Here is a 23,495-nt window from a genome sequence, read left to right as displayed (position 1 = left end):
GAGAGCATGAAGAATCGCATGGTGAAACCGCTGGCGCTCGCCGTTGGCATGGCCTTCTGTAGCGGCGTATGGGCTGCACCGTCGGGCGGCTTCGACATCAAGGAGCTGGATAGCGCCAAGGACGTGTGCAACGACTTCAACGGCTTCGTCAATGCGAAATGGCTCGCCGCCAACCCGATCCCCGCCGACCGCACGCGCTGGGGCTCGTTCGATGCGCTGCGTGAGGCCAGCCTCAACGCCCAGCACGCCATCGTCGAGAAGGCCGCCAAGGATGCCGCCCAGGCCACGCCGGGCTCGATCGAACAGAAGATCGGCTACCTGTATGCGTCCGGCATGGACGAGGCCGCCATCGAGAAGGCTGGCTTCGAGCCGATCAAGCCGGAGCTGGCACGCATTGCCGGCCTTAAGAACAGCAGCGATATCGCCGCTTATATCCGCGACAGCTACGCCCAGGGCAACCCGGTGGCATTCCGCTTCTACGGCAACCCGGACTTCAAGGATTCCAGCAAGCAGATCGCCTACGCCGGCCAGGGCGGCCTGGGGCTGCCGACCGCCGATTACTACAGCAAGCCCGACTTCGAGAAGATCCGCACGGCTTATGTCGCACACATCGCACGCACGCTCGAGCTGACCGGGGTCAGCAGCGACGACGCGCAGAAGCAGGCCAAGGTCGTGATGGCGCTGGAGACTCGCCTGGCGGCTGCCTCCCTGGTGCCCACCGAACTGCGCCAGCCGGAGAATCGTTACCACTACGTCAGCATCGCCGACGCGGACAAGGTCACGCCGCATTTCGATTGGGCGGCCTTCTTCAAGGCGCAGAACGCCGATGTCGCTAGCGGCTTCTCGCTGTCGCAGCCGAAGTTCTTCGCCGAGTTCGACAAGATGCTGGGCGATGTATCTGTCGCCGACTGGCAGGCCTATCTGCGCTTCCATGCCATCGACAACGCCGCACCGTACCTGTCCACGCCGTTCCAGCAGGAAGACTTCGCCTTCAACGCGCAGACCCTCAACGGCCAGAAGGAAATGAAGTCGCGCTGGAAGCGCACGCTCGACACCGTCGAAGGCGGCATGGGCATGGCGCTGGGCCAGCTCTACGTCGCGCAGACGTTCTCGCCGGAATCGAAGCAGCGCGCGCAGGAACTGGTCAACAATCTGCGCGCCGCCTACAAGGCGCGCATCGAGAAGCTGGAGTGGATGAGCGATGCCACCAAGCAGAAGGCGCTGGAGAAGTGGGCCACGTTCACGCCCAAGATCGGCTACCCCGACAAGTGGCGCGACTGGTCCGGCCTGCAGATCCAGCAGGGCAACTACTTCGCCAACGTCGAGGCCGCGGAGAAATTCAACTACGACTACATGGTGGCGAAGATCGGCAAGCCGGTGGACCGCACCGAATGGGGCATGACGCCACAGACGGTGAACGCGTACTACAACGCGCAAAAGAACGAGATCGTGTTCCCGGCGGCGATCCTGCAGCCGCCGTTCTTCGACGCGAAGGTGGACGATGCGCTCAACTACGGCGGCATCGGCGCCGTCATCGGCCACGAAATGGGCCACGGTTACGACGACCAGGGCAGCAAGTTCGACGCCCAGGGCAACAATGTGAACTGGTGGACCGACGCCGACCGCGCCGCGTTCAACGAGCGCACCGACCGGCTCGCCGCGCAGTTCGACAGCTATGAGGCCTTGCCCGGCAAGTTCGTCAACGGCAAGTTGACCATGGGCGAGAACATCGGCGACCTGGGCGGCCTCAACGCTTCCTATGATGCGCTGCAGATGGCGCTGGCGAAGAACCCCGCCGAAGCGAAGAAGAAGATCGACGGCTACACGCAGGAACAGCGCTTCTTCCTGAACTGGGGTCGCGTATGGCGTGGCAATATCCGGCCGGAAGCGCAGCTGACCCTGCTCAATACCGATCCGCACGCGCCGTCGCAGTTCCGTGCCATCGGCGCACCGTCCAACATGCCCGCGTTCGCCCAGGCGTTCCAGTGCAAGGCCGGCGACAAGATGGTCCGCTCCGGCGACAAGCAGGTGAAGATCTGGTAACGGCGTCTGCGTTGCTGTTGCAGTAAACCAAAGCGCCGCGACTCGATCGCAGCGCTTTCTTTTTATCGGGACACCAGCCGCTGCAAGGCGGCGAAGGCGAGATCGATGTCGTGCTTGGTCGTCCGCCAGTTGCAGATCGCTGCGCGCAGTATCGGCTCGCCATGCAGTACCGAGGGAGACAGATAAGCGGTGCCATCCCGGTGCATCGCCCTCTGCAAGGCCGCAACGGCTTGTGCGTCAGCACCCACCGGCGCGAAGCAAACCACATTGAGCCGCACCGGCGCCGCCAAGCGGAACCGCGTATCGGCGGCAATCAACTCACTCAGATAGAGCGCAGCCTCGCAATTGCGCTCCACCACGTCCGCATAACCCTCGCGACCATACGCCAGCAGGCCCATCCACAGCGGCAGCGCGCGGAAGCGCCGCGAGTTCTCCGGCGTCAGATGAAGAAAGTGATCGGGCAACGGCTCCGGTGCTGGCAGGTAGGCGGAGTGGTTCTGGAATACTTCGACCTGCAAAGGCAAATGCGCGGTGTAGGCCACGGCACAGTCGTACGGGACATTGAGCCACTTGTGTGCATCGACCGTCACGGAATCCGCCGCCTCGATGCCAGCCATCAAGGCACGACGCGGCTCGGAGGCTCCGGCCACGCCACCGAAGGCAGCATCCACATGCAGCCAGAAGCGATGGCGCTGCTTGAGCCTGGCGATCGCCGCCAGATCATCGAAATCCACCGTATTCACCGTGCCGGCGCTGGCCACCACGATGCTCGGCTGGTCGCCACGCTCGCGCAGCCGCTGTTCAAGCACGCTTACGTCGAAGGCTTCGCGCCCCGGCAAGGGCGGCAACGTGTGCACGGCATTGCGGCCAAGGCCGGCCATGCTCAATGCCTTCAGCGTGCTGGAGTGTGCACTGCCGGCAAACACGGGAATGGCCGGCAATCCCTGCACGCCATCCGCGGCAATGTCGCGGTCATAGTGATGACCCACCCACTGTCGGGCGAGCGCCATGCCCACATAGTTCGCCATGGTCGCCCCCGTCACGCAGGCGCCCGTCCATGCGGCGGGCCAACCCAGCAACTGGCGCAGCATGTCGACCGCCTGCAGCTCGATGGTCGAAGCACAGGTATCGCCATTGCGTTGGGTGTTCTGGTCGTAGGTGCTTACCAACCAGTCGGCCGCCAACGACGCCGGCGTACCGCCACCCGTGACGAAGCCGAAATAACGCGGCCCAGGGCTGCCCGACAGCAACGCCGCGTAATCACGCTCGAAGCGTTGCAGCACGGCAGAGGCGCCCTCGCCGCGCACCGGCAGGTCGATAGCCGGCAAATCAGGCGGAAGCGTGGCGGCCGCAGGACGCTGATCAAGCGTCTCCAGATAGGCGCCGGCCATGCTACGTGCCTGATCAAGAATGGCATCGAAGCTCGCGAGATCATCCTCAAGACGGTGGTACATCGAACCTCCCTGGGCGGTTGGGTTGTCGTCGTCGCCGCACACATGCTGCCGACATTCGACACGGTATATCTGGCCTGGACGTCATCAGGCTTTCATGGTGGCCGCGTTCATCGCCGCTCGCATGAAGGCCGCGCCACGGAATGACTCGGCTCCCCGGGAGTGCACATGAAGTCCTCCATAGCTGCAGCACTCATGCTCGCCCTCGCCGCCTGCAACTCACCGCAGGCACCGCCACCGGCCGCGACACCCACCCCCGGCATCGCCAGCACAGCACCCAGGCCACGCATCGGCATACCCAATCCAGCCTCGGTCAATTGCACCGAACAGGGCGGGCGGGTGAACCTGCGTCGCGATACAGCGGGCAATCTCTACGGCGTCTGCCTGTTTCCCGACGGCCGCGAATGCGAAGAATGGGCGCTGTTTCGTGACCACCAATGCATCGCCCCGCCTCAGCCAGCCACCGCATCGAGCCCTGCACGACCCTGAGCGATACTTTGTCGCCGCGTAAACGCCTTGGTCGAAAGCGGCCATCAGGCCGCTCCAACGGTCCGCGTGCGACAGGGCTTTACATCAACAGCTTGCGCACCTTCAGCAACGCGGTGACGAACGCGTCGATCTCTTCGCGCGTGTTGTAGAACGCGAGTGACGCGCGCAGCGTGGCGGGCACGCCGTAAAACTGCATCAAGGGATGGGCGCAGTGATGACCGGAGCGTACGGCCACGCCTTGCAGGTCGAGCAGGGTGGCCATGTCCGTTGCCTGCGCGCCTTCGATCAGGAACGAAATGACCGGCTCCTTCTCCTTTGCCTCGCCGAACAGGCGCAGGCCGGGAATCTCGCGCAGTCGCTCGGTGGCGTAGGCAAGCAGCTGCTGCTCCCAGGCATGAATCGCCTCGAAGCCGATCGACTCGTAATAGTCGATGGCCGCGCCCAGGCCCACGAAGCCGGCAATATTCGGTGTGCCGGCCTCGAACTTGTGCGGCGGCTCGGCAAAAGTGGTGCCATCGAAGCGCACTTCGCGGATCATCTCGCCACCGCCGAAGAATGGCGGCATGGCTTCGAGATGTTCCTTGCGCGCCCACAACGCGCCGGTGCCGGTGGGCGACAGCATCTTGTGGCCGGTAAACGCGTAGAAATCACAACCCAGCGCCTGCACGTCCACCGGACGATGCGGCACGGCCTGCGAGCCATCCACCAGCAGCGGGATGCCGCGCTTGCGGCATTCCCTGGCGATCTCGCGCACCGGGTTGACCGTACCCAACACGTTCGATACATGCGTGACGCAAGCCAGTTTCACGTCAGGCGTCAGCATCTCCATGTACTTCTCGACGATCAGCTCGCCACGCTCATTGATGGGCGCCGGCTTCACCGTCGCACCGCTGCGCTGGGCCACCAGCTGCCAGGGCACGATATTGGCGTGATGCTCCATCACCGTGGTGAGAATCGCGTCACCGGCCTTCAGCCGGGGCAGTGCATAGCTATAGGCGACCAGGTTCATCGACTGCGTGGTGCCCGAGGTGAGCACCAGCTCGTTGCGCGAGGTGGCATTGATGAAGCGCGCCAGCTTGTCGCGCGCGCCCTCATAGGCCGCCGTCGCTTCTTCGCCCAGCAGATGCACGGCACGCGACACGTTGGCGTTGTGCTCACGATAGTGGGTGTTTACCGCCTCGATCACGCTTACCGGCTTCTGGCTGGTATTGGCGTTGTCGAAATAGATCAGCGGCTTGTCGTGCACGGTGCGCGACAACAAGGGGAAGTCCGCGCGGATGCGCTGCACATCGAAAACCGTAGGGAGATGTTTGGACTGTGCGTTCATCGTGGTCGTTTCGCCTTGTCGCTCGCGGTGATGCCAACATCACCGCATGCCGGAGGTGTGACTCAAGCGGACGGCAGGTGCGCCATCAGCTGCTGATAAAGGTGCTCGCGCAGATTTTCATCGGGCAGCGAGTCGAACACCGCCCGGCAGAACGCCGCCGTCAGCATCGAGCGCGCCTCGGTCAGCGGAATGCCACGCGAGCGCAGGTAGAACAGCGAACGCTCGTCGAGCTGGCCGACAGTAGCGCCATGCGCCGCTTTCACCTCGTCCGCGTAGATTTCCAGCTCAGGCTTGGTATCGATCTCGGCCTGGCCGGAGAGCAACAGATTTTTGCTGCTAAGGCTGGCATCGCTGCCGTCGGCTCCCTGGGCGACCACGATCGCACCGCGGATCACGCCACGCGAACGCCCGTCGGCCACGCCACGCCATACCGACTCCGACGCCGTGTTGAGCGCCTGATGACGGATCGCCATCTGCGTATCGATATGCTGACGCCCCTGCAGCACGAATACGCCACGCGTATCCAGGCGGGACTGATCGCCCGCCAGCGTCGCATGAAGATCATGCCGAACCAGCGAGCCACCCAACTCCAGCACGTAAAGCATGGCCTGCGCCTGCGCATCCAATTGCACGCTGTTGTGGCGCACCAGGGTGCTGCCCTCGGCGGCATCCTGCAGCGTCACATGGCGCAACTGCGCACCCTTGCGCAGCACGATATCCATGACCTGGGTACCCAGGTGCTGATGGGCAGCGGTCGCCAAGTGATGTTCGACCACGGCAAGCTCGGCTCCTTCGCCTAGTTCGATGACATGCCTGACGTGCCAGGCCAGGTCACCTTCGGCGGGCGCACCAACAAACACCAGCTGGACGGGTTGCGCGATCTTCACGCCAGCCGCCACTTGCAGCACCACGCCATCGCCGGCCAGGGCCGCGTTGAGGCGCGCGAACACATCGCCACCTTCGCGGTAATGCCGCGACAGCGCGAAGCGCAGTGGCTCTGCGTCGCCCTGCAGGGCCTGCGAGAGCGGCCGCAGGTTCAGCCCGGCCGGAAGGGTCTCGAGGCGGGAAAGGTCCGCACGGAATACGCCATTGACGAAGACCAGGGCCGGCCCATCCACGCCGGGCAGCGCAAGCGCAGCCGCGTCGACGTCGCGCGAGGAGGCCTGTGCGTCGCCTGGCGCAAACCGTCGCTGGCCCAAGGCACGCAACGCGGTGTATTTCCAGGCCTCCATCCGCGTGTCCGGCAAGCCGGCCGCGGCAAAGGCTTCGAGATTCTCGCGACGCGCCGCATCCAGCCAGCCGATGTTGCTGCCGGGCAAGCGTGCCTGCGCCGCCGCTTCCAGCAGCGACTCGACGAAAGGCATGCGTTGCGGCTCGCTCATGCGGACGCTCCCGTCAGCGCGGGATCCTTGTCGGTGACCCAGGCGTAGCCATGCTCTTCCAGCTTGAGCGCCAGCGTCTTGTCACCGCTCTCCACGATGCGGCCATCGGCCAGCACGTGGACGAAGTCCGGCTCGATATAGTCGAGCAGGCGCTGGTAATGCGTGATCAGCAGGAAGCCACGCTCGGTCGAACGCAACGCGTTCACGCCCTGCGCGACCTGCTTGAGGGCATCGATATCCAGGCCCGAATCGGTCTCGTCGAGGATCGCCAGCTGCGGCTCCAGCACGGCCATCTGGAAGATCTCGTTGCGCTTCTTCTCGCCGCCGGAGAAACCTTCATTCACCGCGCGGTGCAGTAGTTCGTCGGAGATCTGCATGATCTTCAGCTTCTCGCGCACCAGCTTGAGGAACTGCATGGAATCCAGTTCCTTCTCGCCGCGCCGCTTGCGCTGCGCATTGAGGGCGGCACGCAGGAAATAGGTGTTGTTCACGCCGGGAATTTCCACCGGATACTGGAACGCCAGGAACACGCCGGCAGCGGCACGTTCTTCAGGTTCCAGCGCGAGCAGGTCGATGCCATTGAAGCTCACCGAGCCCGCGGTCACTTCGTAACCGTCGCGGCCCGACAGCACGTTTCCCAGGGTGGACTTGCCGGCGCCGTTCGGCCCCATGATCGCGTGTACCTCGCCCGGGTTCACGGTCAGCGTGAGTCCCTTGAGGATGTCCTTGCCCTCGACGCGGGCGTGCAGGTTTTCGATCTTCAGCATGTTTCGTACTCGCTCATGTCAGGTGCTCGCGCCGTCGTGTTGACGCCGCAGCACCACATAGGTGAAGGCTTGCTCGTGGCCCGACGGCGTGCGATGCACGTCGCGCCCATGGGTAACTTGCGTGAATGCCGGTGCGAAGGCGGCCGCCAACGTGATCGCGTCGTAACGAGCGACCAGCATGCCGCTGCAACGCTCCGGACCATCGGTGGCAAAGGTACCAACCACCAGATGGCCACCAGGCTTCACCGCGCGCGCCGCCGCATCGACGTAGCGCGACTGCTCGGCCGCCTCGGTGAGAAAATGGAAAACCGCCCGGTCATGCCAGAGTGCGTAACGGGCAGCGGGCAACTCGACCGCAGTCACGTCACCCGCGATCCAGCGTACCGATGCCGCCTGTGTACCCAGCCGCTGCTTCGCCTCGGCCATCGCGACGGCGGAAAGGTCAAGCACGCTGACATCGACAAAGCCGCGCTGCAGCAGGTCGTCAACCAGGGTGGAACGACCGCCGCCGACATCCAGCACGGCTTGATCGCGCGGAAGATCCAGCGCATCGATCAGCTGCAGGGAGGCGTCCAGACGCGGGCGAAACCAGCTGGTCTGCTCCTCGCCTTTCTCGCGGTACACCGTGTCCCAGTGCGTTTGCAGCGACGTACTCATCCCACCGCGCCTTCCAGCGACACTTCCAGCAGCTTCTTCGCTTCCACCGCGAATTCCATCGGCAGTTCGCGGAACACCTGCTTGCAGAAGCCGTCGACGATCATCGACACGGCATCTTCCTCGCCGATGCCGCGACTGCGGCAATAGAACAACTGGTCGTCGGAAATCTTGGAAGTGGTGGCCTCGTGCTCGACGATGGCCGTGGGGTTCTTCACTTCCATATACGGGAAGGTGTGCGCGCCGCATTTCTTGCCGATCAGCAACGAATCGCACTGGGTGTAGTTGCGTGCGCCTTCGGCGCCCTTCTCCACCTTCACCAGGCCACGATAGCTGTTGCTGCTGCGGCCAGCGCTGATGCCCTTGGAGACGATCTTGGACTTGGTGCCCTTGCCGATATGGATCATCTTGGTGCCGGTATCGGCCTGCTGATGATGATGGGTGAGCGCCACCGAGTAGAACTCGCCGACCGAACGGTCGCCGCGCAGCACGCAGCTGGGGTACTTCCAGGTAATCGCCGAACCGGTTTCCACCTGGGTCCAGGAGATCTTGGAGTCGTCGCCGCGGCAATCGCCGCGCTTGGTCACGAAGTTGTAGATGCCGCCAACGCCGTTCTCGTCGCCCGGATACCAGTTCTGCACCGTCGAATACTTGATCTGCGCTTTTTCGAGCGCGACCAGTTCCACCACGGCGGCGTGCAGCTGGTTCTCGTCGCGCATCGGCGCGGTGCAGCCTTCGAGGTAGGACACATAGGCGCCCTCTTCCGCCACGATCAGGGTGCGCTCGAACTGTCCGGTATTGATCGCATTGATGCGGAAGTAGGTGCTTAGCTCCATCGGGCAGCGCACGCCCTTGGGAATGAACACGAACGAGCCATCGGAGAACACGGCCGAATTCAAGGCGGCGAAATAGTTGTCGCCGGTCGGCACCACGCTGCCCAGATACTTCTGCACCAGGTCGCCGTGCTCGCGAATCGCTTCGCTCATCGAGCAGAAGATCACGCCAGCCTCGGCCAGCTCCTTGCGGAAGGTGGTGCCCACGGAGACCGAGTCGAACACCGCATCCACCGCCACGCCAGCGAGCTTGGCCCGTTCGTGCAAGGGCACGCCGAGCTTTTCGTAGGTTTCCAGCAGCTTCGGATCGACTTCGTCCAGCGACTTCGGGCCCTGCTTGGGCGCGGCGTAGTAGCTGATGGCCTGATAGTCGATCGGACTGAGATTGAGCTTGGCCCAGTCCGGCGTCGGCATGGTGAGCCAGTGGCGGTACGCCTTGAGGCGCCACTCGGTCATCCACTCCGGCTCCTGCTTGAGCGCGGACAGCTGGCGGATGATGTCTTCGGACAGGCCCGGCGGCAGGCTGTCGGTTTCGATGTCGGTGACGAAGCCGGCCTCGTAGCGACGGCCCAGCGCCTCGGCAACTTCCGCGTTGTCGCGAAGCGTGGTGGAGGTGTCGCTGCGTTCGGAGGTTTCGGTGGTCATGGTCATCTTCGTGTCGTCGTGGGCGGTCGAGGGACGATCGGGGTCAGCCGATCAGGTTCGCGTCGATACGACGACTAGGTGGTTTGAGCATGTCGGAGAGGCTGACGGCGCGCAGGGCGTTATCCACGACGCTGTTCACGTGCTGCCAGTTGCTGCGCACGCCGCATAGCGATTCGCGGTCGCACTGACCGACGGCCACGCTGCATTCGGTCATGCCGAGGGGGCCTTCCAGCGCTTCGACGATCTGCGCCAGGGTGATTTCGCCGGCCGGTCGCGCCAGCCGGTAACCGCCGTTGACGCCGCGGAAGGATTCGACCAGCCCGGCATGCCCCAGCAGCTTCAGCAGCTTGCTTACGGTGGGCAGCTCCAGGCGCGTCTCATCGGCGATCTGCGCCGTGCTGAGCACGTCGTCAGGATGGGCGGCGATGCAGGTCATCACCACCGTGGCGTAGTCGGTGAGGCGGCTGACGCGAAGCATGGGGAAGCGGCCAGGACTGCGTGAATCGGGACCAAAATGGTACTGATTAACGACTTGCCAGTCAAACCGTGGCGCTGCACCAAAAGCGGGCGATGACTTATAGACCTGCCCTGTTTTCGGGCAACGATGGCCGCCCTTTTTACGCGGCGCAAACACCCCCTCACCGTCATCCCCGCGAAAGCGGGGATCCAGTGCCTCTGCAAGTCACTGAAGGCGCTGGATTCCCGCTTTCGCGGGAATGACGGAACGGGAGGCGGTGACGGCTCCCACAGCCCCAAATCCCTCATGGCACGCATCGTGCTGCACCGCCACATAGCAACGTCATGGGGAGCTCTGGGGATGAAGTGGATAACGGCCATCATCAAACCGTTCACGCTGGACGATGTGCGCCAGGCGTTGACCGAGGCGGGAGTGACGGGCATGACCGTCACGGAGGTCAAGGGGTTTGGCCGACAGCACGGGCATACCGAGCTGTATCGCGGAGCGGAATACGTGGTGGATTTCCTGCCCAAGCTCAAGCTTGAGGTGGCGGTCTCCGACGAACAGCTCGAACGCGCCGTCGAGGCGATCAGCGGCGCCGCCCGCACCGGCAAGATCGGCGACGGCAAGATCTTCGTCAGCGACCTGGAACAGGCCATCCGCATTCGCACCCAGGAGGTCGACGTCGATGCGCTTTGATGGAAAAGCTTTGAAGCGGCGCCTGACGCTTGGCCTGATCACCCTCGCCGCTTCTTCACCCGCGTGGGCACAGGCAGCCGCCCCCACGCGTATCGACAGCGGCGACACCGCCTGGATGCTGACCGCCACCGCCCTCGTGCTGTTGATGACCATCCCCGGGCTGGCGCTGTTCTACGGCGGCATGGTGCGCGCCAAGAATCTGCTGTCGATCCTGATGCAATGCTTTGCCATCACCGCCCTGGTGTCGGTACTGTGGATGCTTTACGGCTATTCGCTCGCCTTCAGCACGGAGGGCATGCAGGCCGGCGTCAGCAACCTGCATTCCTTCATCGGCGGGCTGGACCGCATCTTCCTCGCCGGGCTCAAGCCGGATTCGCGCTACCAGACCGTGCCGGAAAGCGTGTTCGTGATGTTCCAGCTGACCTTCGCGATCATCACGCCGGCCCTGATCATCGGCGCCTTCGCCGAACGCATGAAGTTCAGCGCGCTGCTGTGGTTCAGCGGACTGTGGCTCACCATCGTCTATCTGCCGGTGGCACACATGGTGTGGAGCGGCCCCGGCTCGCTGTTGGGCGACCTGGGCGTGCTCGATTTTGCCGGCGGCACGGTGGTGCATATCAATGCCGGTATCGCCGGCCTGATCGCCTGCCTGGTGATCGGCAAGCGTCGCGGCTATCCGCATGTGCCAATGCCGCCGCATAACCTCGGCTATACCGTGATGGGAGCCAGCCTGCTGTGGCTGGGCTGGTTCGGCTTCAATGCCGGTTCGGCGGTGGCGGCCAACGGCAGCGCCGGCATGGCCATGCTGGCGACGCAGATCGCCACGGCCGCCGCCGCGCTCGGCTGGCTGGGTGCCGAGTGGATCGCGCATGGCCGCCCCAGCGTGCTGGGCATTGTCTCGGGTGCCGTCGCCGGCCTGGTCGCGATGACGCCGGCTGCTGGCACCGCGGGTCCGGGCGGCGCCCTGGTGCTGGGACTGCTGGCGGGCGTCATCTGCTTCTTCACCGCCACGCGGCTCAAGCACAAGCTCGGCTACGACGACTCGCTCGACGTGTTCGGCGTGCACGCCGTGGCCGGCATCGTCGGCGCCCTGCTCACCGGCCCGCTGGCCTCGCCCAAGCTCGGCGGCTTCGGCACGGTGGAATCGTTATGGGGACAGCTGTGGATTCAGGCCAAGGGCGTGGGTTTTACGGTGGCATGGAGCGCGGTACTCAGCTTGCTCATCCTCAAGCTGATCGACTGGACGCTGGGCCTGCGTGTGGATGAAGAGCAGGAACAGATCGGCCTGGATTTGGCGCTGCACGAAGAGAAGGCCTACAACCTCTCCTGATCCCTGCTCCCTCTCCCCTTCGGGGAGAGGGCTGGGGTGAGGGGCCAATCTAGCGACCATCCGCCAACCAACCAAATGTAGGAGCGCACCCTGTGCGCGAAAAACCAACGGAGCGGCCATGCCGTGATCGCGCACAGGGTGCGCTCCTACAGTTAAGGCGTAGCACCCATTAAGCTGCGCGGCATCACCACTAGCAGCACACCATGACCACCGCCCCCGATCGCGCCGCCGCCCGCCTGGCCTGGACCCGCTCCACCCTCGGCGACGCCTCACTCACCCTCGAGCCCGCCTCCGCCGACGCCAGCTTCCGCAGCTATTGGCGCACGCACCATGCAGGCACCAGCTGGATCGTGATGGACTCGCCGCCGGCGCAGGAAGATCCGCGCCCGTGGCTGGCCATGAACGCGCGCCTCGCCGCCGCCGGCCTGCACGTACCGGCCGTGCATGCGCATGACCTGGAGCAGGGCTTCCTGCTGATCGAGGATCTCGGCACGCGCCTGTACCTGCCGGCATTGAACGAAGATAGTGCAGACCGGCTCTACGGCGATGCCATGGATGCGCTGCTGCACATGCAGTCGCGCATGGACTACAGCGACCTGCCACCGTTCGACCATGCCCTGCTGGTGCGCGGACTGGAAGTGATGCCGGAGTGGTTTCTCGGCCGCCATCTCGGCCACACGCCGGAGTGCGACGAGTGGGATGTGCTGGAAGCCGCGTTCGACGTGGTGATCCGCAATGCGCTGCAACAGCCCCGCTGCTTCGTGCATCGCGACTTCCACAGCCGCAACCTGCTGATCGTCGACGACAACAACCCGGGCATCATCGACTTCCAGGGCGCCTTGGCCGGCCCGATCACGTATGACCTCGCGTCCTTGTTGCGCGATGCCTACATCACCTGGCCGCGCGCCAGAGTCGAAGGCTGGGTGGAGTCCTACCGCTTGCGTCTGCTGGCTGCCGGCATGATCGCCAACGACGTCGACAGCCAACGCTTCCTGCGCTGGTTCGATCTCACCGGCCTGCATCGCCATATCCGCGTCCTCGGACAGTTCTATCGGCTGTGGTATCGCGACGGCAAGCCTGGCTACCTGGCTGACGTGCCGACGGTTTATCACTACGTGGTGTCGGTGGCGCGCAGCTATCCGGAGCTGGCCAATTTCGTCGCCTTGCTTGAACGTCATGTGCAAGGCCGCGACCTGACCCAGGTGGCCGCCGCATGAGGCACGCACTGATCTTTGCGGCCGGCCTGGGCGAGCGCATGCGCCCGCTCACCGATCACACGCCCAAGCCGCTACTGCCGGTTGGCGGCAAACCGCTGATCGAGTGGCATCTGGAAAAGCTCGCCGCCATCGACGTGCATTACGTGGTGATCAACACCTCGCACCTGGCCGAACAGTTTCCCGACACGCTGGGCGATGGCTCGCGCTGGGGCCTGCGTATCCGCTACGCGTACGAAGGACCGACGCCGCTGGAAACCGGCGGCGGCATGCTCAATGCGCTGAGCCTGCTGGGCCCCGAGCCCTTCATCGCCCTCAGCGCCGACATCTACAGCGACTACGACTATGGCGCCCTGCCCCTGCAACCCGCGGGTCTCGCGCATCTGGTGATGGTGCCGAACCCCGACTGGCACGCGTCCGGAGACTTCGTGCTGCACCGGGATGGCCTTCTGGGCGAGGACGGCGCGGGCGAGCGGCTCACCTTCGGCAACATTGGCGTGTATCGGCCGGAATTCCTGCACGGGCACGCGCCCGGTCGCTTCAAGCTGCTGCCGCTTTACCAGCAGGCCATGGGCGCAGGCCAGCTTGGCGGCGAGCGCTACGATGGGTTCTGGCGCAACCTGGGCAACCCGGCCCAGTTGGCGGAACTGGACACGCGACTACGCGCCAGCTGAGCTAAAGGTCGGCGACGCAAAATCCTGCCGGCTGGATGCCAGCGGCCGCCGCCGGTATCCTAAACCACCCGGTACAGTAGAGCGCCGGAGCGGCGCGACCGTCAGCCTCCGTCGGTCACGCGAAAGACTCCCGCCTGCCTGCCCCGCCCGCTCCCGCGCAAGGTGTTTGAACGATGTCCGAACTGTGGTCCCACTTGGTTAGCTGGTTTGCCAGCCATGTCGTGCTCCCCGTGCTGCAGTTCCTGCATCTGCAAGACCTCGCCGGCAATGCGAACGACATCTCGGGCGCGCTGCTGGTCGCCACGCTCCAGCTTTGCATCATCGGCTTCATCTTCCGCCCGCTGGAAAGCGTGTTTCCCGCGGAAAAATGGACCGACCGCAAGCTCACCCGGGCGGATTTCCAGTACACGCTGATGATGCTGATCGGCATCTTCCCTGTTTTCAGCTACCTGGTGCTTTCGCCGATCGCCAACTTCTTCGGCGGCGCGGACACCGGCCCCAGCGACCCCAGCGCCTCGCCGCTGGCGCTCACCCACTGGGTGCCGGCACTGAAAGACCATCCGTGGTTGCTGTTCTTCTGCTACTACCTCGTCTACGACTTCGTGTACTACTGGATGCATCGCATGCAGCACGCGCTGCCCTGGTGGTGGGCGCTGCACAGCATGCATCACAGCACGCGCCAGATGAGCTGCTGGACCAATGACCGCGGCAGCCCGATCGACGGCTTCCTGCAATCGATGATCCTCGCCGTCGTCGGCATCGTGATTGGCGTGGAGCCGGAACAGTTCGCCTGGCTGGTGCTGGTGGGCGAACTGGTGCAGAACCTCTCGCATACCAATGTGCGCCTGGGCTTCGGTCCGGTCTTCGATCGCATCTTCGTGGCGCCCAAGTTCCATCGCCTGCACCACATGCTGGTCGACCCGACCCGGCCGAAGCTGCACAACTGCAACTTCGGCCAGGTGCTCTCGATCTGGGACGTGCTGTTCGGCACGGCGCTGTACGGTGAACCGCCGCGCCCCACCGGCGTGGGCGACCCGATGGTCGACGACGACAACAACCACAACCTTATCGGCCTGCACTGGAATGCGATCAAGCGCTTCTGGGGTGCCGTGCTCCGTCCGGCCGGCTGGAAACTCGGCGAAGTGGCCTTCGGCCCCGACTACCGGCCAATCCCGGTCGACCAGCTCGACCTGCACGCACTGGGACATCACGTGCTGCAGCCGGCCCACGCACCGCACGAAGCGGACAGCACGAGCACGACGGTCCGCGAACGCGCCGAAACGGCCTGAGCCCGTATCACCCGCAGTCCTGTTTTCCCCTGAGAAAGTTCACTTAGTGGGGACAGGGGCATCACAACATGTCGCTGCATCGAACCAGCGCGATGAGTTCGCGCTGGCGGCATTGTGGCTGGCGTTGCAAGTCGGCTCGGGCAAGCCTGCACTCGCCGCCACCTACACCTGACCTTCACATTTCGCATGTAGCAATGGCCCTAGCATGCCCCTTGCCGCTGGCCACGCATCGACTCAGGCCGAACAGCCGCCAGCGGCATGGACGCAATCCAGCATCACCGTGAAGCGTACGTGCCCCCTTGTTCGGGCAGAACGCGTGGCCAGACCAACGGGGTTTCCATGGATACAAAAGTGCGGAACGCGGCAGAGCATGATCCTCGGACTGCCGACCGTGGTGCACCTCCTCCCCCCAATGCCTTGCCCGCGGTCTGCGACGTTTCGGTGACGAACGTATGCAACGCCGCCTGCGACTTCTGTGGATTCTCGCGCGACAAGAAGCTGGCTGGGCCGCGACGCTATCTGGCGCCAGACGATTTTGAGCGGGCGCTGCCGATCCTGCGCAAGCGCCGGATTCGCTACATGACGCTCCAGGGTGGTGAGCCGCTGGTCCACCCGCAAATCGAATCGCTGGTCGCCTCGGCCACCAAGGCCGGCATGCAATGCGGCCTGATCACCAACGGCTGGTTCCTTTCCCGGCACATCGAGCAGCTGGCCGCCGCGGGTCTCAAGCGCCTGCTGGTGTCGATCGATAGCGCCAACATGGGCGAGCACGAGCACAACCGCGGCCTGCAGGGCCTCGAGGCGCGCATTGCCGACGGCATTGCGCGGGCGCGCAGCTTCGGCATCCCGGTGTGCGCCTCGGTCACCGTGAGCCGCCTGGTCAATTACGAGGCGTTGCCGGAGACACTCACGCGGCTTGGCTTCGATTCCGTCTCGTTTTCCTACCCAAGGCGCGAGGCGTTCGGCTCCTCCTCGCTCGTCTACGATGAAACCTCGACGCTAGTCGACCTCAGCGCGGAAGAAATTCTCGACGCGCTGGAGCAAATCGCGCGCATGAAAAAGCGTTTCCGCGTGATGGATCCGAAAGCCGCGCTCGCCGAGGTCGCCCGCTTCGTGCGCGGCGAACAGCAACTGATTCCCTGCGTGGGCGGCAGCAAGTATTTCTATCTCGACTGGAACCTCGATATCTGGCGCTGCGAGGCCTGGTCCGAGCCCATGGGTTCGGTCTTCGACCTCGACCGCTTCCCCGATCAGCGCGAACCCTGCAACGCCTGCATGATGTCGTGCTACCGGCACGCCAGCGTGCTGATGCACGGTGCCATGGCCCTGGCCGACTCGGCCCAGGCGCTGGGCCGGGGCGACTTCCGCTCGGCCGTCAGCTCACTTTTCCAGCGCGGCGTCGCGACATCCCTGTGGGCGCTGGCGAACGAGGAGTTGCCAAGCATGAGCGCCAACGCTCTCACCAAGCGAAGCGCCGAATTCCGCGCATCGTCGAAAAGCGAATTGAAGCCTGATCATCCGTGACCAAGCTCTCCCTTGCAGTGCGAACAGAGGACGGCCCCCGAGTCTCGAGCTAAGCGAACAAATCCGTCGCGTGCACTCGAGACACGCGACGGATGCTGTTTCCTAGTTAAAATCGCTGTGTGTACTTCAGATAGTAGAAGCGGCCAATATCGAAGCCCCCGTAGTACGCGAACGAGCTAGCCGGTTTCGTATACAAGATGGGGCCCTGCTTATCGAACACGTTGTTCGCGCCCACCGAGATAATGCCCTTCCACGGCATGTTCCAGCGAAACTGCACATCATTGAACGTAGTGGTGGCAACGTGGCGCATCGGCTGAGCGCCGTTAAAAGCATCGACGTGGTTGGGATCGTTGCACTCGGTCATGTACGAGCACTTTTCCGCCAGACCAGAGTAGTAGCGCATCGTCCAAGTGGCGCCGAAAATTCCGCGCGTCCAGTCGAGGGTCAAATTGGAGCGCACACGGAAATTGACGCCTGCGCTATTGGCGATGCCATTGAACGGCTGCACCTTGGTCGCCGGATTGTCGTCCGCCTTGATGTCCAGGTAATCGATATAAGTAGTGTTCCATCGCGCGGCGAACTGACCCACCGACGCAATGGAGAAGCGGTAGTTCACGCCGAAATCGTAACCTTCGGTTTTCTGCCAGCCCTTGTTGGTCAAGCCGTAGTACATACTGGTAATGACGCCGGTGGACGGATCGCGATGAAAACCGGTGCAACGCGAGGCGATGCCGCCGGAATAGCAATCGTCCAGGATGTTCTGCACCGAGTCCGTGGCGATGACGTTCTTGATGTCAATCTTGTACCAGTCCAAGGAGACATCGAGACCTTCCACGTAATGGGGGTTGTAGATCAGGCCTAGCGTGCGAGTAGTGGCCGTTTCGGGTGTCAGGTTGGCGTTGGAGCCGTTGGTGAACTGGTAACCCGTCTGACAGGGATACGTCGTACATAGCACGCCACCCTGACCCAGCTGCCGGAAATTCGCAGCCAGCGCCGGCTGGCCACCGAAACCAGCGCCGCAACGTGCAGCCACCGGCGCGTTGCCCGCCGCCGAACCACGCTTGGCATCGCAGGGATCGGTGTAGTACGAGAAACTGCCGCCGGTGCCGCCATACAGATCCGAGATCGTCGGAGCGCGGAAGCCCTGCGCCCAGCTGCCACGGACCAGCAGTTCATCGAACGGCTTCCACTTGAATCCAAACTTGCTGTTGGTAGTACTGCCGAAATTGTCGTAGTCGGAATAGCGCGTGGCGATATTGACGGACAGCTCGCGAGCCATCGTCATGTCCCTCAGGAGAGGCGCGTCCAGCTCCAGGTAAGCCTCATTGACACGATATTTGCCCGAGGTCGTGGTTGCAGGTAAACCCGAACTCAGTCCGGCCTGCCTGAAGGCGTCGGGCACGAAGCGGCCCTCCTCTTCGCGATGCTCCACGCCCGCAGCGAGACCCAAGTCACCGGCCGGCAGTGAAAACAGGGTGCCCGCCATGTTGGCTGAATAGTCGACCGTCGTGGTCTTGCCAGTGTCGTGATACTCGGGGAACAGAAAAGCTTGAAGGTCTGCATTCGCCAGTGAGCCTGCGCCTGCCTGGCCGTATGGCAATAGTGGATTCCAGGGCACACAGCCAATGATCTCGTTACCCACGCCGGGCTTGCCACAATGCACTTTGCCGTCGGCGCCAAGAAAAGATGGACCCAGCGCATTTTCGGCGGCGACGAGGTTAAAGTCGCCGTGATTCGTCTTGAGCATGTTGTTGCGGTTCGTCATCGCACCGACGTCCCAGTTCCAGGTGCGACCACCCAGATCGAAATAGCCCTCGAAGCCCGCCGTCCAGCGATAGGTTTCCAGCTCGCTGTCGGTGGTGCGAGGCACTTCCCAGCCGCGTCGGCCAAAGTTGAGGTCCTTGCCCAACGGATTGAAATAACTGTCTCCTGACAACGGGGTATCGAACGCTCGGGACTGATACGGATAGCCAGCAATCTGCTGCAAAGTGATGCGTTTGTTGTAGAGGAAGTCCGTCTTGAACGCGATGTTGTCGCCGAGGTTGTATTTGCCGGCGACGAACAGCGAGGTTTTCTCCAGGCCTGTTTGCAACATCATCTGCTGATTACTGTTGGCGTACTCGTCCAGCGTCAACGAGTGGTAGTTGGCGAACTTGCGGGGGTCGCTACCCGGCGTCAGCGTGCAGTTCGGGTAGCTCTTGGTCGTCGGGTTGTAAGGACCGCATGGCGCGTTAACGATGTAGCCGTACTGGCTGATAGCACTCCAGCCATCGGTCGGCCCCGGATGATTCGGCCCAGACGGGAAGGCACTGAATTCGCGGTCCTTGGCCCACACCGGGTCTTCCTTCTGATATTGCGCGCTCACCATGATCGATCCGCGCTCGTTGGCAGTACCCAACGTAAAATCATAGCTCTGCTTCTTGCCGTCGCCCTGCTCATACTCGCCCACGTAGGCCTTGGCTTCGGCACCGGTGAAGTTGCTACGGGTGATCACGTTCACCACGCCCGCGATGGCATCTGAGCCATAGATCGATGAGGCGCCGTCCTTCAGCACCTCAATGCGTTCGATGCTCGACACGGGAATCTGACCGAGATCCTGCAGACCGGTCGTATTGGCCCCCAAGCGCTTGCCATTGACCAGGATCAGGGTGCGCTCAGGCCCAAGGTTTCGCAGGTCGACGTAATACCCGCCCACATCTTCGCCCGAAGAAAGCGCACTGGCGCGGCTGATCGGCGGCGAACCGACTTCGGTCAGGTTCTGCAAGATGTCGGCGACCGAAGTGAAGCCCTGATTATCGATTTGCGTGCGGTCTATAACCACCACCGGCTGGGAGGTTTCCACGTCCACGCGCGGGATGCGCGAACCGGTGACCGTGACTGTTTCCAGCCTCTTGGCATGTTCTGGATTGGTCTGACTTCCACTGTCCTGTGCGAACGCCGCACCAGACAGGCTAAGGAAAATCGCGCTTACCAGCGCAGAGCGTCGCAACTCACCGCCGCGACTCAACGTCCGATATCTCATCACTCTCTCTCCCCGTAGCAGCCCAAAGTCCTGGGCAAGAAAGCGAGGCCGACCTTCAGATGCGTCGGCCGCGCTATGACTGGCCGGATGGGCTGGATGCCCAGCACTCCCTGGCCAGGAAACCTGTGTGGACGTCGCGTCCCTCGACTGCCGGGCAGTCGTCTCCCAGGACGTCACGCAGGAACGGGGAAGACCATAAAGTGATTTCTTACGATTCTTGGGCGGAAAATTAAGGCCACGCTGCATGCGCACGCGCTATTCGGCAAACGCCTACGACTACGCGATGTGCCTTAGGCGCACGGCGGTTTCTGCGGACGTGGTGACTTCGTGTTCGCTTACAGACGAAGAAACCAAAGGCGTGACGACTCGCGCCCCTGCTAACCGGGTCGACAAGCGCAACGTGGGACGAGGCAAAAGAAGGCCCCCATGGAGGGGGCCAAAGAGTCACCGATACGTCGGTGAATTTGAGGGTGCCCGGCAAGCATTGCTCAGGAACGAGAACGCAACGCGAGCGGATGGGAGTAGAACAAAGCGCCATCACCTAGAGCATCAGGCGAAGCCCATAGAGGGTGTGGCGTAATCCCGGCTGCAAAAGTAAGCCTGGCGAACGTGGCCGCTTCGCGCACGTGCGCACCAGCCGGCTGCCAACGGCAATGCCCTGCGTTCATGCGAACCGAATGGATGCCCAAACGGGCGCCGGTCAAAAAAAACGGCCCGGGAAACCCGGGCCGTTTGCTTCAACAGAGTCGCGTGGCGCTTATGGGCGGCGCGCGAGTTCCGGGTTTTCCTTGGTCTTCGGCATCAGGTCCTGCTTGGACACGCCGAGCCACAACAGGATCGGGCTGGCGACGAAGATCGACGACAGCGTGCCGACCAGGATGCCGATCAGCATGGTGATGGCGAAGCCGTGCACCACCGGACCACCGATGAAGTACAGCGCGGCCATGGTGATGGCCGTGAACAGCGCGGTGATGATGGTTCGCGACAGCGTGTTATTGATCGAGCGATTGAGGATCTCCTCCGGCTCGGCCTTGCGCGAGGAACGGAACAGTTCGCGCACGCGGTCGAATACCACCACCTTGTCGTTGATGGAGTAACCGATCACCGCCAGTACCGAGGCAAGCACGGTGAGGTCGAATTCGCGCTGCACCAGGGCGAACACGCCCACGGTGATCAGCGCATCATGGAACTCGGTGAGGATCGCGGCCACGGCGAAACGCCACTCGAAGCGGATGCCCAGATAGACGCCGATGCCGAGCACCACCACGATCGCCGCGACGATGCCGTCGCTGCGCAGCTCGTCACCTACCTGCGAGCTGACATAGTTTCGACTCTTCACCACGGCATCCGCACGCGTCGCCTGCAAGGCGGCCGTGGTCACCGCGGCCACCTTGTCCAGGTTGACCTTGCCGGCCTCGTCCTTCATCGCCGCCGTCGGCTGAAAGCGGATCGAGACCTCGCGCGTACCGCCCAGGCTGGCGACCAGCGAGTGCTCGATGCCGGCCTTGTCCAGCGCCGCCTGTACGTCCGTCGTGACCACCGGTTGCTGGTAATCGACCACCAGCGCGACACCGCCCGTGAAGTCGAGGCCGTAGTTGAGGCCCTTCCCCACGATGAGTCCAATGGAGGCAAGGATCAGCAGCAGGGCGATGCCGACGCTGAACTTCCGCATGCCGAGGAAGTTGATATTGCTGTTGTGGTTGAAGATTTCCATCTGTGTTCGTTCCTCTTCAGACCGACAGCGTCTTGAGCTTGCGGTGGCCGTGGATAAGCGCGGTGATGGCGTGCGTCACGGTGACCGAGGTGAACATCGAGGTCAGGATACCGATCAGCAGGGTCACACCGAAGCCCTTGATCGGGCCCGAGCCCATCGTGGTCAAGGCCAGCGCCGCGATAAGGTGGGTGACGTTGGCGTCGAGAATGGTCGCCCACGCCTTGTCGTAACCGGCGCGGATGGCCGCATGCGGCGTAGAGCCGTTGCGCAACTCTTCTCGTATGCGTTCGCAGATCAGCACGTTCGCATCGATGGCCATACCCAGCGTCAACACGATACCGGCGACGCCCGGCATGGTCAGCGTGACACCGACGGCGGACATCACCGCCACCAGGATCACCAGGTTGAAGAACAGCGCTATATCGGCCACCAGGCCGAACAGCTTGTAGTAGATCGCGGCGGCCAGCAGCACCAGGGCCAGACCGATCATCACGGCCCGGAAGCCCTTCTGGATGTTTTCCTGGCCGAGGCTGGCGCCAATCACTTGCTCTTCGATGATATCGACCGGAGCGGCCAGCGAGCCGCCCTTCAGCAGCAAGGCCAGCTCGGAGGCTTCCTTGGGGCTGCGCAGGCCGGTGGTCTGGAAGTTCTTGCCGAACACGCCCTGGATGGTGGCGTAGTTGATCACCTCTTCGGTGATCTTCGGCGTGCGCACTTCCTTGCCATCGACGATCTTGGTGTCGACCACGCGCTCCACATACACCACGCCCATCGGCTTGCCGACGTTGCCGGTGGTGAAGTCCAGCATCTTCTTGGCGCCGGCCGCGTTCAGCGTCACCGACACTGCCGGCGTGCCGCTCGTCTGGTCGAACGAGGACGAGGCATCCGCCAACTGGTCGCCGGTGACGATGACGTTCTTGCTCAGCAGGTAAGGCTGACCCTCGCGATTCTTGTAAAGACGCGCGTCCGGCGGAATGATGCCGCTGCGCACGGCGTCGATGGCCTGTTGCGGCGTGCCGTAACCGGCGCGGTATTCCAGCGTGGCGGTGGCGCCGATCAGCTTCTTGGCCTCGGCGGTGTCCTGCACGCCGGCCAACTCGACCACGATGCGGCTGTCGCCCTGCTGCTGAATGATCGGCTCGGACACGCCCAGCGCATTGATACGGTTGCGCAAGGTGCCCAGGTTCTGGCGGATGGTGTTGAGCGACAGTTCGCGCAACTTGTCCGGACGCACCACGGCGTTAAGCACGAAGCGGTCGCCGGTGGCCAGGCCGTCCTGCAGGGTGAGGTCGGGGTATTCGGCCGCGATGGCGTTGGTGGCGGCCGTGCGGTCCTCGGCGGACTTCAGCACGATGGACACGCCCTGGCCGCGCACGGCATTGCGGGTCACCGACTCGTAACGGATGTTCTTCTCGCGCAGCAGGCTGCGAATGTCATCGGCGTAGCGGGTTTCCTGCTTGTCGATCACGTCGTTCTGATCGACCTGCATCAGGAAGTGCACGCCGCCCTGCAGGTCCAGGCCCAGCGGCATCGGCTTGGCGCCGATCGCGGTAAGCCAGCCCGGCACGGTGGACTTGAGGTTGAACGCGACTGTGAAGTCGTCGCCCAAGGCCGCCTTGATGACGTCAGCGCCGGCGCGCTGCACGTCGGCATTGACGAAGCTCGCCAGCAGGTGGTCGCCCTTGATCTCGACACCCGTGGTGGCGATGTTCTGCTGCTTCAGGGCATCGCTGACCTTCTGCTCGAGCGCCTGGTCGACCGTGCCGTTGCGGTTCGCCGTGATCTGCACGGCAGGCACCGGCAGGAACGCGTTCGGCAGCGCATAAACAATACCGAGCACCAATACGATGGCGACCAGCGCATATTTCCAGCGTGGAAAATCACTCATGCCTTGAATCCGTCAAAGCCGCGGCACGAAGGGCCGCGGCGGTAGCTATGCGTCATGTTGTGGCCGGCGCCCCTCCGCCCCGGCCGTCGTCCC

The 23,495-nt window shown here is 63.5% G+C and carries 18 protein-coding genes; 8 read left to right on the top strand and 10 right to left on the bottom strand.

Annotated elements, in window-relative coordinates; genetic code table 11:
- Nucleotides 1–6 precede the first annotated feature (6 nt).
- Nucleotides 7–2,043, top strand: coding sequence for a M13 family metallopeptidase (locus OUZ49_RS02135; RefSeq protein ID WP_266148283.1), 2,037 nt, complete (start codon nt 7–9; stop codon nt 2,041–2,043).
- A gap of 62 nt (nt 2,044–2,105) precedes the next feature.
- Here the strand turns inward: OUZ49_RS02135 and OUZ49_RS02130 are convergent, their stop codons facing one another.
- The gene (locus tag OUZ49_RS02130) at nt 2,106–3,497 is read right to left on the bottom strand and encodes a pyridoxal phosphate-dependent decarboxylase family protein (RefSeq protein ID WP_266148282.1); all 1,392 of its coding nucleotides are present in this window, start codon (nt 3,495–3,497) and stop codon (nt 2,106–2,108) included.
- A 165-nt stretch (nt 3,498–3,662) separates the two neighbouring features.
- On the opposite strand from OUZ49_RS02130, the gene OUZ49_RS02125 reads away from it, so the two are divergent.
- Complete coding sequence (locus OUZ49_RS02125; RefSeq protein ID WP_266148281.1) at nt 3,663–3,983, top strand: putative hemolysin; 321 nt, start codon at nt 3,663–3,665, stop codon at nt 3,981–3,983.
- Between the two features lie 79 nt (nt 3,984–4,062).
- On the opposite strand, the gene OUZ49_RS02120 is transcribed toward OUZ49_RS02125, so the two are convergent.
- The 6 genes from OUZ49_RS02120 to OUZ49_RS02095 all read right to left on the bottom strand — a co-directional run bounded on the left by OUZ49_RS02120 (nt 4,063) and on the right by OUZ49_RS02095 (nt 10,069).
- Nucleotides 4,063–5,310 (bottom strand): cysteine desulfurase, encoded by a 1,248-nt coding sequence (locus OUZ49_RS02120; RefSeq protein WP_266148280.1) that lies wholly within the window; start codon nt 5,308–5,310, stop codon nt 4,063–4,065.
- Nucleotides 5,311–5,372: 62 nt separating this feature from the next.
- A complete protein-coding gene (gene sufD, locus OUZ49_RS02115; protein ID WP_266148279.1) occupies nt 5,373–6,692 on the bottom strand; it encodes a Fe-S cluster assembly protein SufD in 1,320 nt (439 codons plus the stop codon).
- On the bottom strand, nt 6,689–7,459 hold the full coding sequence (gene sufC, locus OUZ49_RS02110; protein WP_266148278.1) for a Fe-S cluster assembly ATPase SufC: 771 nt from the start codon (nt 7,457–7,459) through the stop codon (nt 6,689–6,691). The genes sufD and sufC overlap by 4 nt, the downstream gene beginning before the upstream one ends.
- A gap of 18 nt (nt 7,460–7,477) precedes the next feature.
- Nucleotides 7,478–8,116 carry a class I SAM-dependent methyltransferase gene (locus OUZ49_RS02105; protein WP_266148276.1) on the bottom strand — a complete coding sequence of 213 codons (639 nt, stop codon included), beginning with the start codon at nt 8,114–8,116 and terminating at the stop codon, nt 7,478–7,480.
- Nucleotides 8,113–9,591 (bottom strand): Fe-S cluster assembly protein SufB, encoded by a 1,479-nt coding sequence (gene sufB, locus OUZ49_RS02100; RefSeq protein WP_266148275.1) that lies wholly within the window; start codon nt 9,589–9,591, stop codon nt 8,113–8,115. Before sufB ends, OUZ49_RS02105 begins: the two co-directional genes overlap by 4 nt.
- 43 nt (nt 9,592–9,634) lie before the next feature.
- On the bottom strand, nt 9,635–10,069 hold the full coding sequence (locus OUZ49_RS02095; protein ID WP_266148274.1) for an SUF system Fe-S cluster assembly regulator: 435 nt from the start codon (nt 10,067–10,069) through the stop codon (nt 9,635–9,637).
- A 339-nt stretch (nt 10,070–10,408) separates the two neighbouring features.
- On the opposite strand from OUZ49_RS02095, the gene OUZ49_RS02090 reads away from it, so the two are divergent.
- The 6 genes from OUZ49_RS02090 to OUZ49_RS02065 all read left to right on the top strand — a co-directional run bounded on the left by OUZ49_RS02090 (nt 10,409) and on the right by OUZ49_RS02065 (nt 16,778).
- Nucleotides 10,409–10,747 (top strand): P-II family nitrogen regulator, encoded by a 339-nt coding sequence (locus OUZ49_RS02090; protein ID WP_266148633.1) that lies wholly within the window; start codon nt 10,409–10,411, stop codon nt 10,745–10,747.
- On the top strand, nt 10,737–12,077 hold the full coding sequence (locus OUZ49_RS02085) for an ammonium transporter (protein ID WP_266148273.1): 1,341 nt from the start codon (nt 10,737–10,739) through the stop codon (nt 12,075–12,077). The genes OUZ49_RS02090 and OUZ49_RS02085 overlap by 11 nt, the downstream gene beginning before the upstream one ends.
- A 203-nt stretch (nt 12,078–12,280) precedes the next feature.
- On the top strand, nt 12,281–13,294 hold the full coding sequence (locus OUZ49_RS02080; protein ID WP_266148272.1) for an aminoglycoside phosphotransferase family protein: 1,014 nt from the start codon (nt 12,281–12,283) through the stop codon (nt 13,292–13,294).
- Entirely contained in the window at nt 13,291–13,965 is a 675-nt protein-coding gene (gene murU / locus OUZ49_RS02075) for an N-acetylmuramate alpha-1-phosphate uridylyltransferase MurU (protein ID WP_266148271.1), read from the top strand. The genes OUZ49_RS02080 and murU overlap by 4 nt, the downstream gene beginning before the upstream one ends.
- Before the next feature lie 173 nt (nt 13,966–14,138).
- Nucleotides 14,139–15,254, top strand: coding sequence for a sterol desaturase family protein (locus tag OUZ49_RS02070; RefSeq protein WP_266148270.1), 1,116 nt, complete (start codon nt 14,139–14,141; stop codon nt 15,252–15,254).
- A 441-nt stretch (nt 15,255–15,695) separates the two neighbouring features.
- Entirely contained in the window at nt 15,696–16,778 is a 1,083-nt protein-coding gene (locus tag OUZ49_RS02065; protein WP_266148269.1) for a radical SAM protein, read from the top strand.
- 106 nt (nt 16,779–16,884) lie between these two features.
- On the opposite strand, the gene OUZ49_RS02060 is transcribed toward OUZ49_RS02065, so the two are convergent.
- From OUZ49_RS02060 to secD, 3 genes are all read right to left on the bottom strand, one after another.
- A complete protein-coding gene (locus OUZ49_RS02060) occupies nt 16,885–19,800 on the bottom strand; it encodes a TonB-dependent receptor plug domain-containing protein (protein ID WP_266148268.1) in 2,916 nt (971 codons plus the stop codon).
- A 757-nt stretch (nt 19,801–20,557) separates the two neighbouring features.
- Nucleotides 20,558–21,514 (bottom strand): protein translocase subunit SecF, encoded by a 957-nt coding sequence (secF, locus tag OUZ49_RS02055; protein ID WP_266148267.1) that lies wholly within the window; start codon nt 21,512–21,514, stop codon nt 20,558–20,560.
- 16 nt (nt 21,515–21,530) lie between these two features.
- Complete coding sequence (secD, locus tag OUZ49_RS02050; RefSeq protein ID WP_266148266.1) at nt 21,531–23,402, bottom strand: protein translocase subunit SecD; 1,872 nt, start codon at nt 23,400–23,402, stop codon at nt 21,531–21,533.
- Nucleotides 23,403–23,495 lie beyond the last annotated feature (93 nt).

Origin of the sequence: Dyella halodurans (assembly GCF_026283925.1) — a bacterium.
Taxonomy (GTDB): domain Bacteria; phylum Pseudomonadota; class Gammaproteobacteria; order Xanthomonadales; family Rhodanobacteraceae; genus Dyella; species Dyella halodurans.
This window is presented reverse-complemented; position numbering and strand designations above follow the sequence as displayed.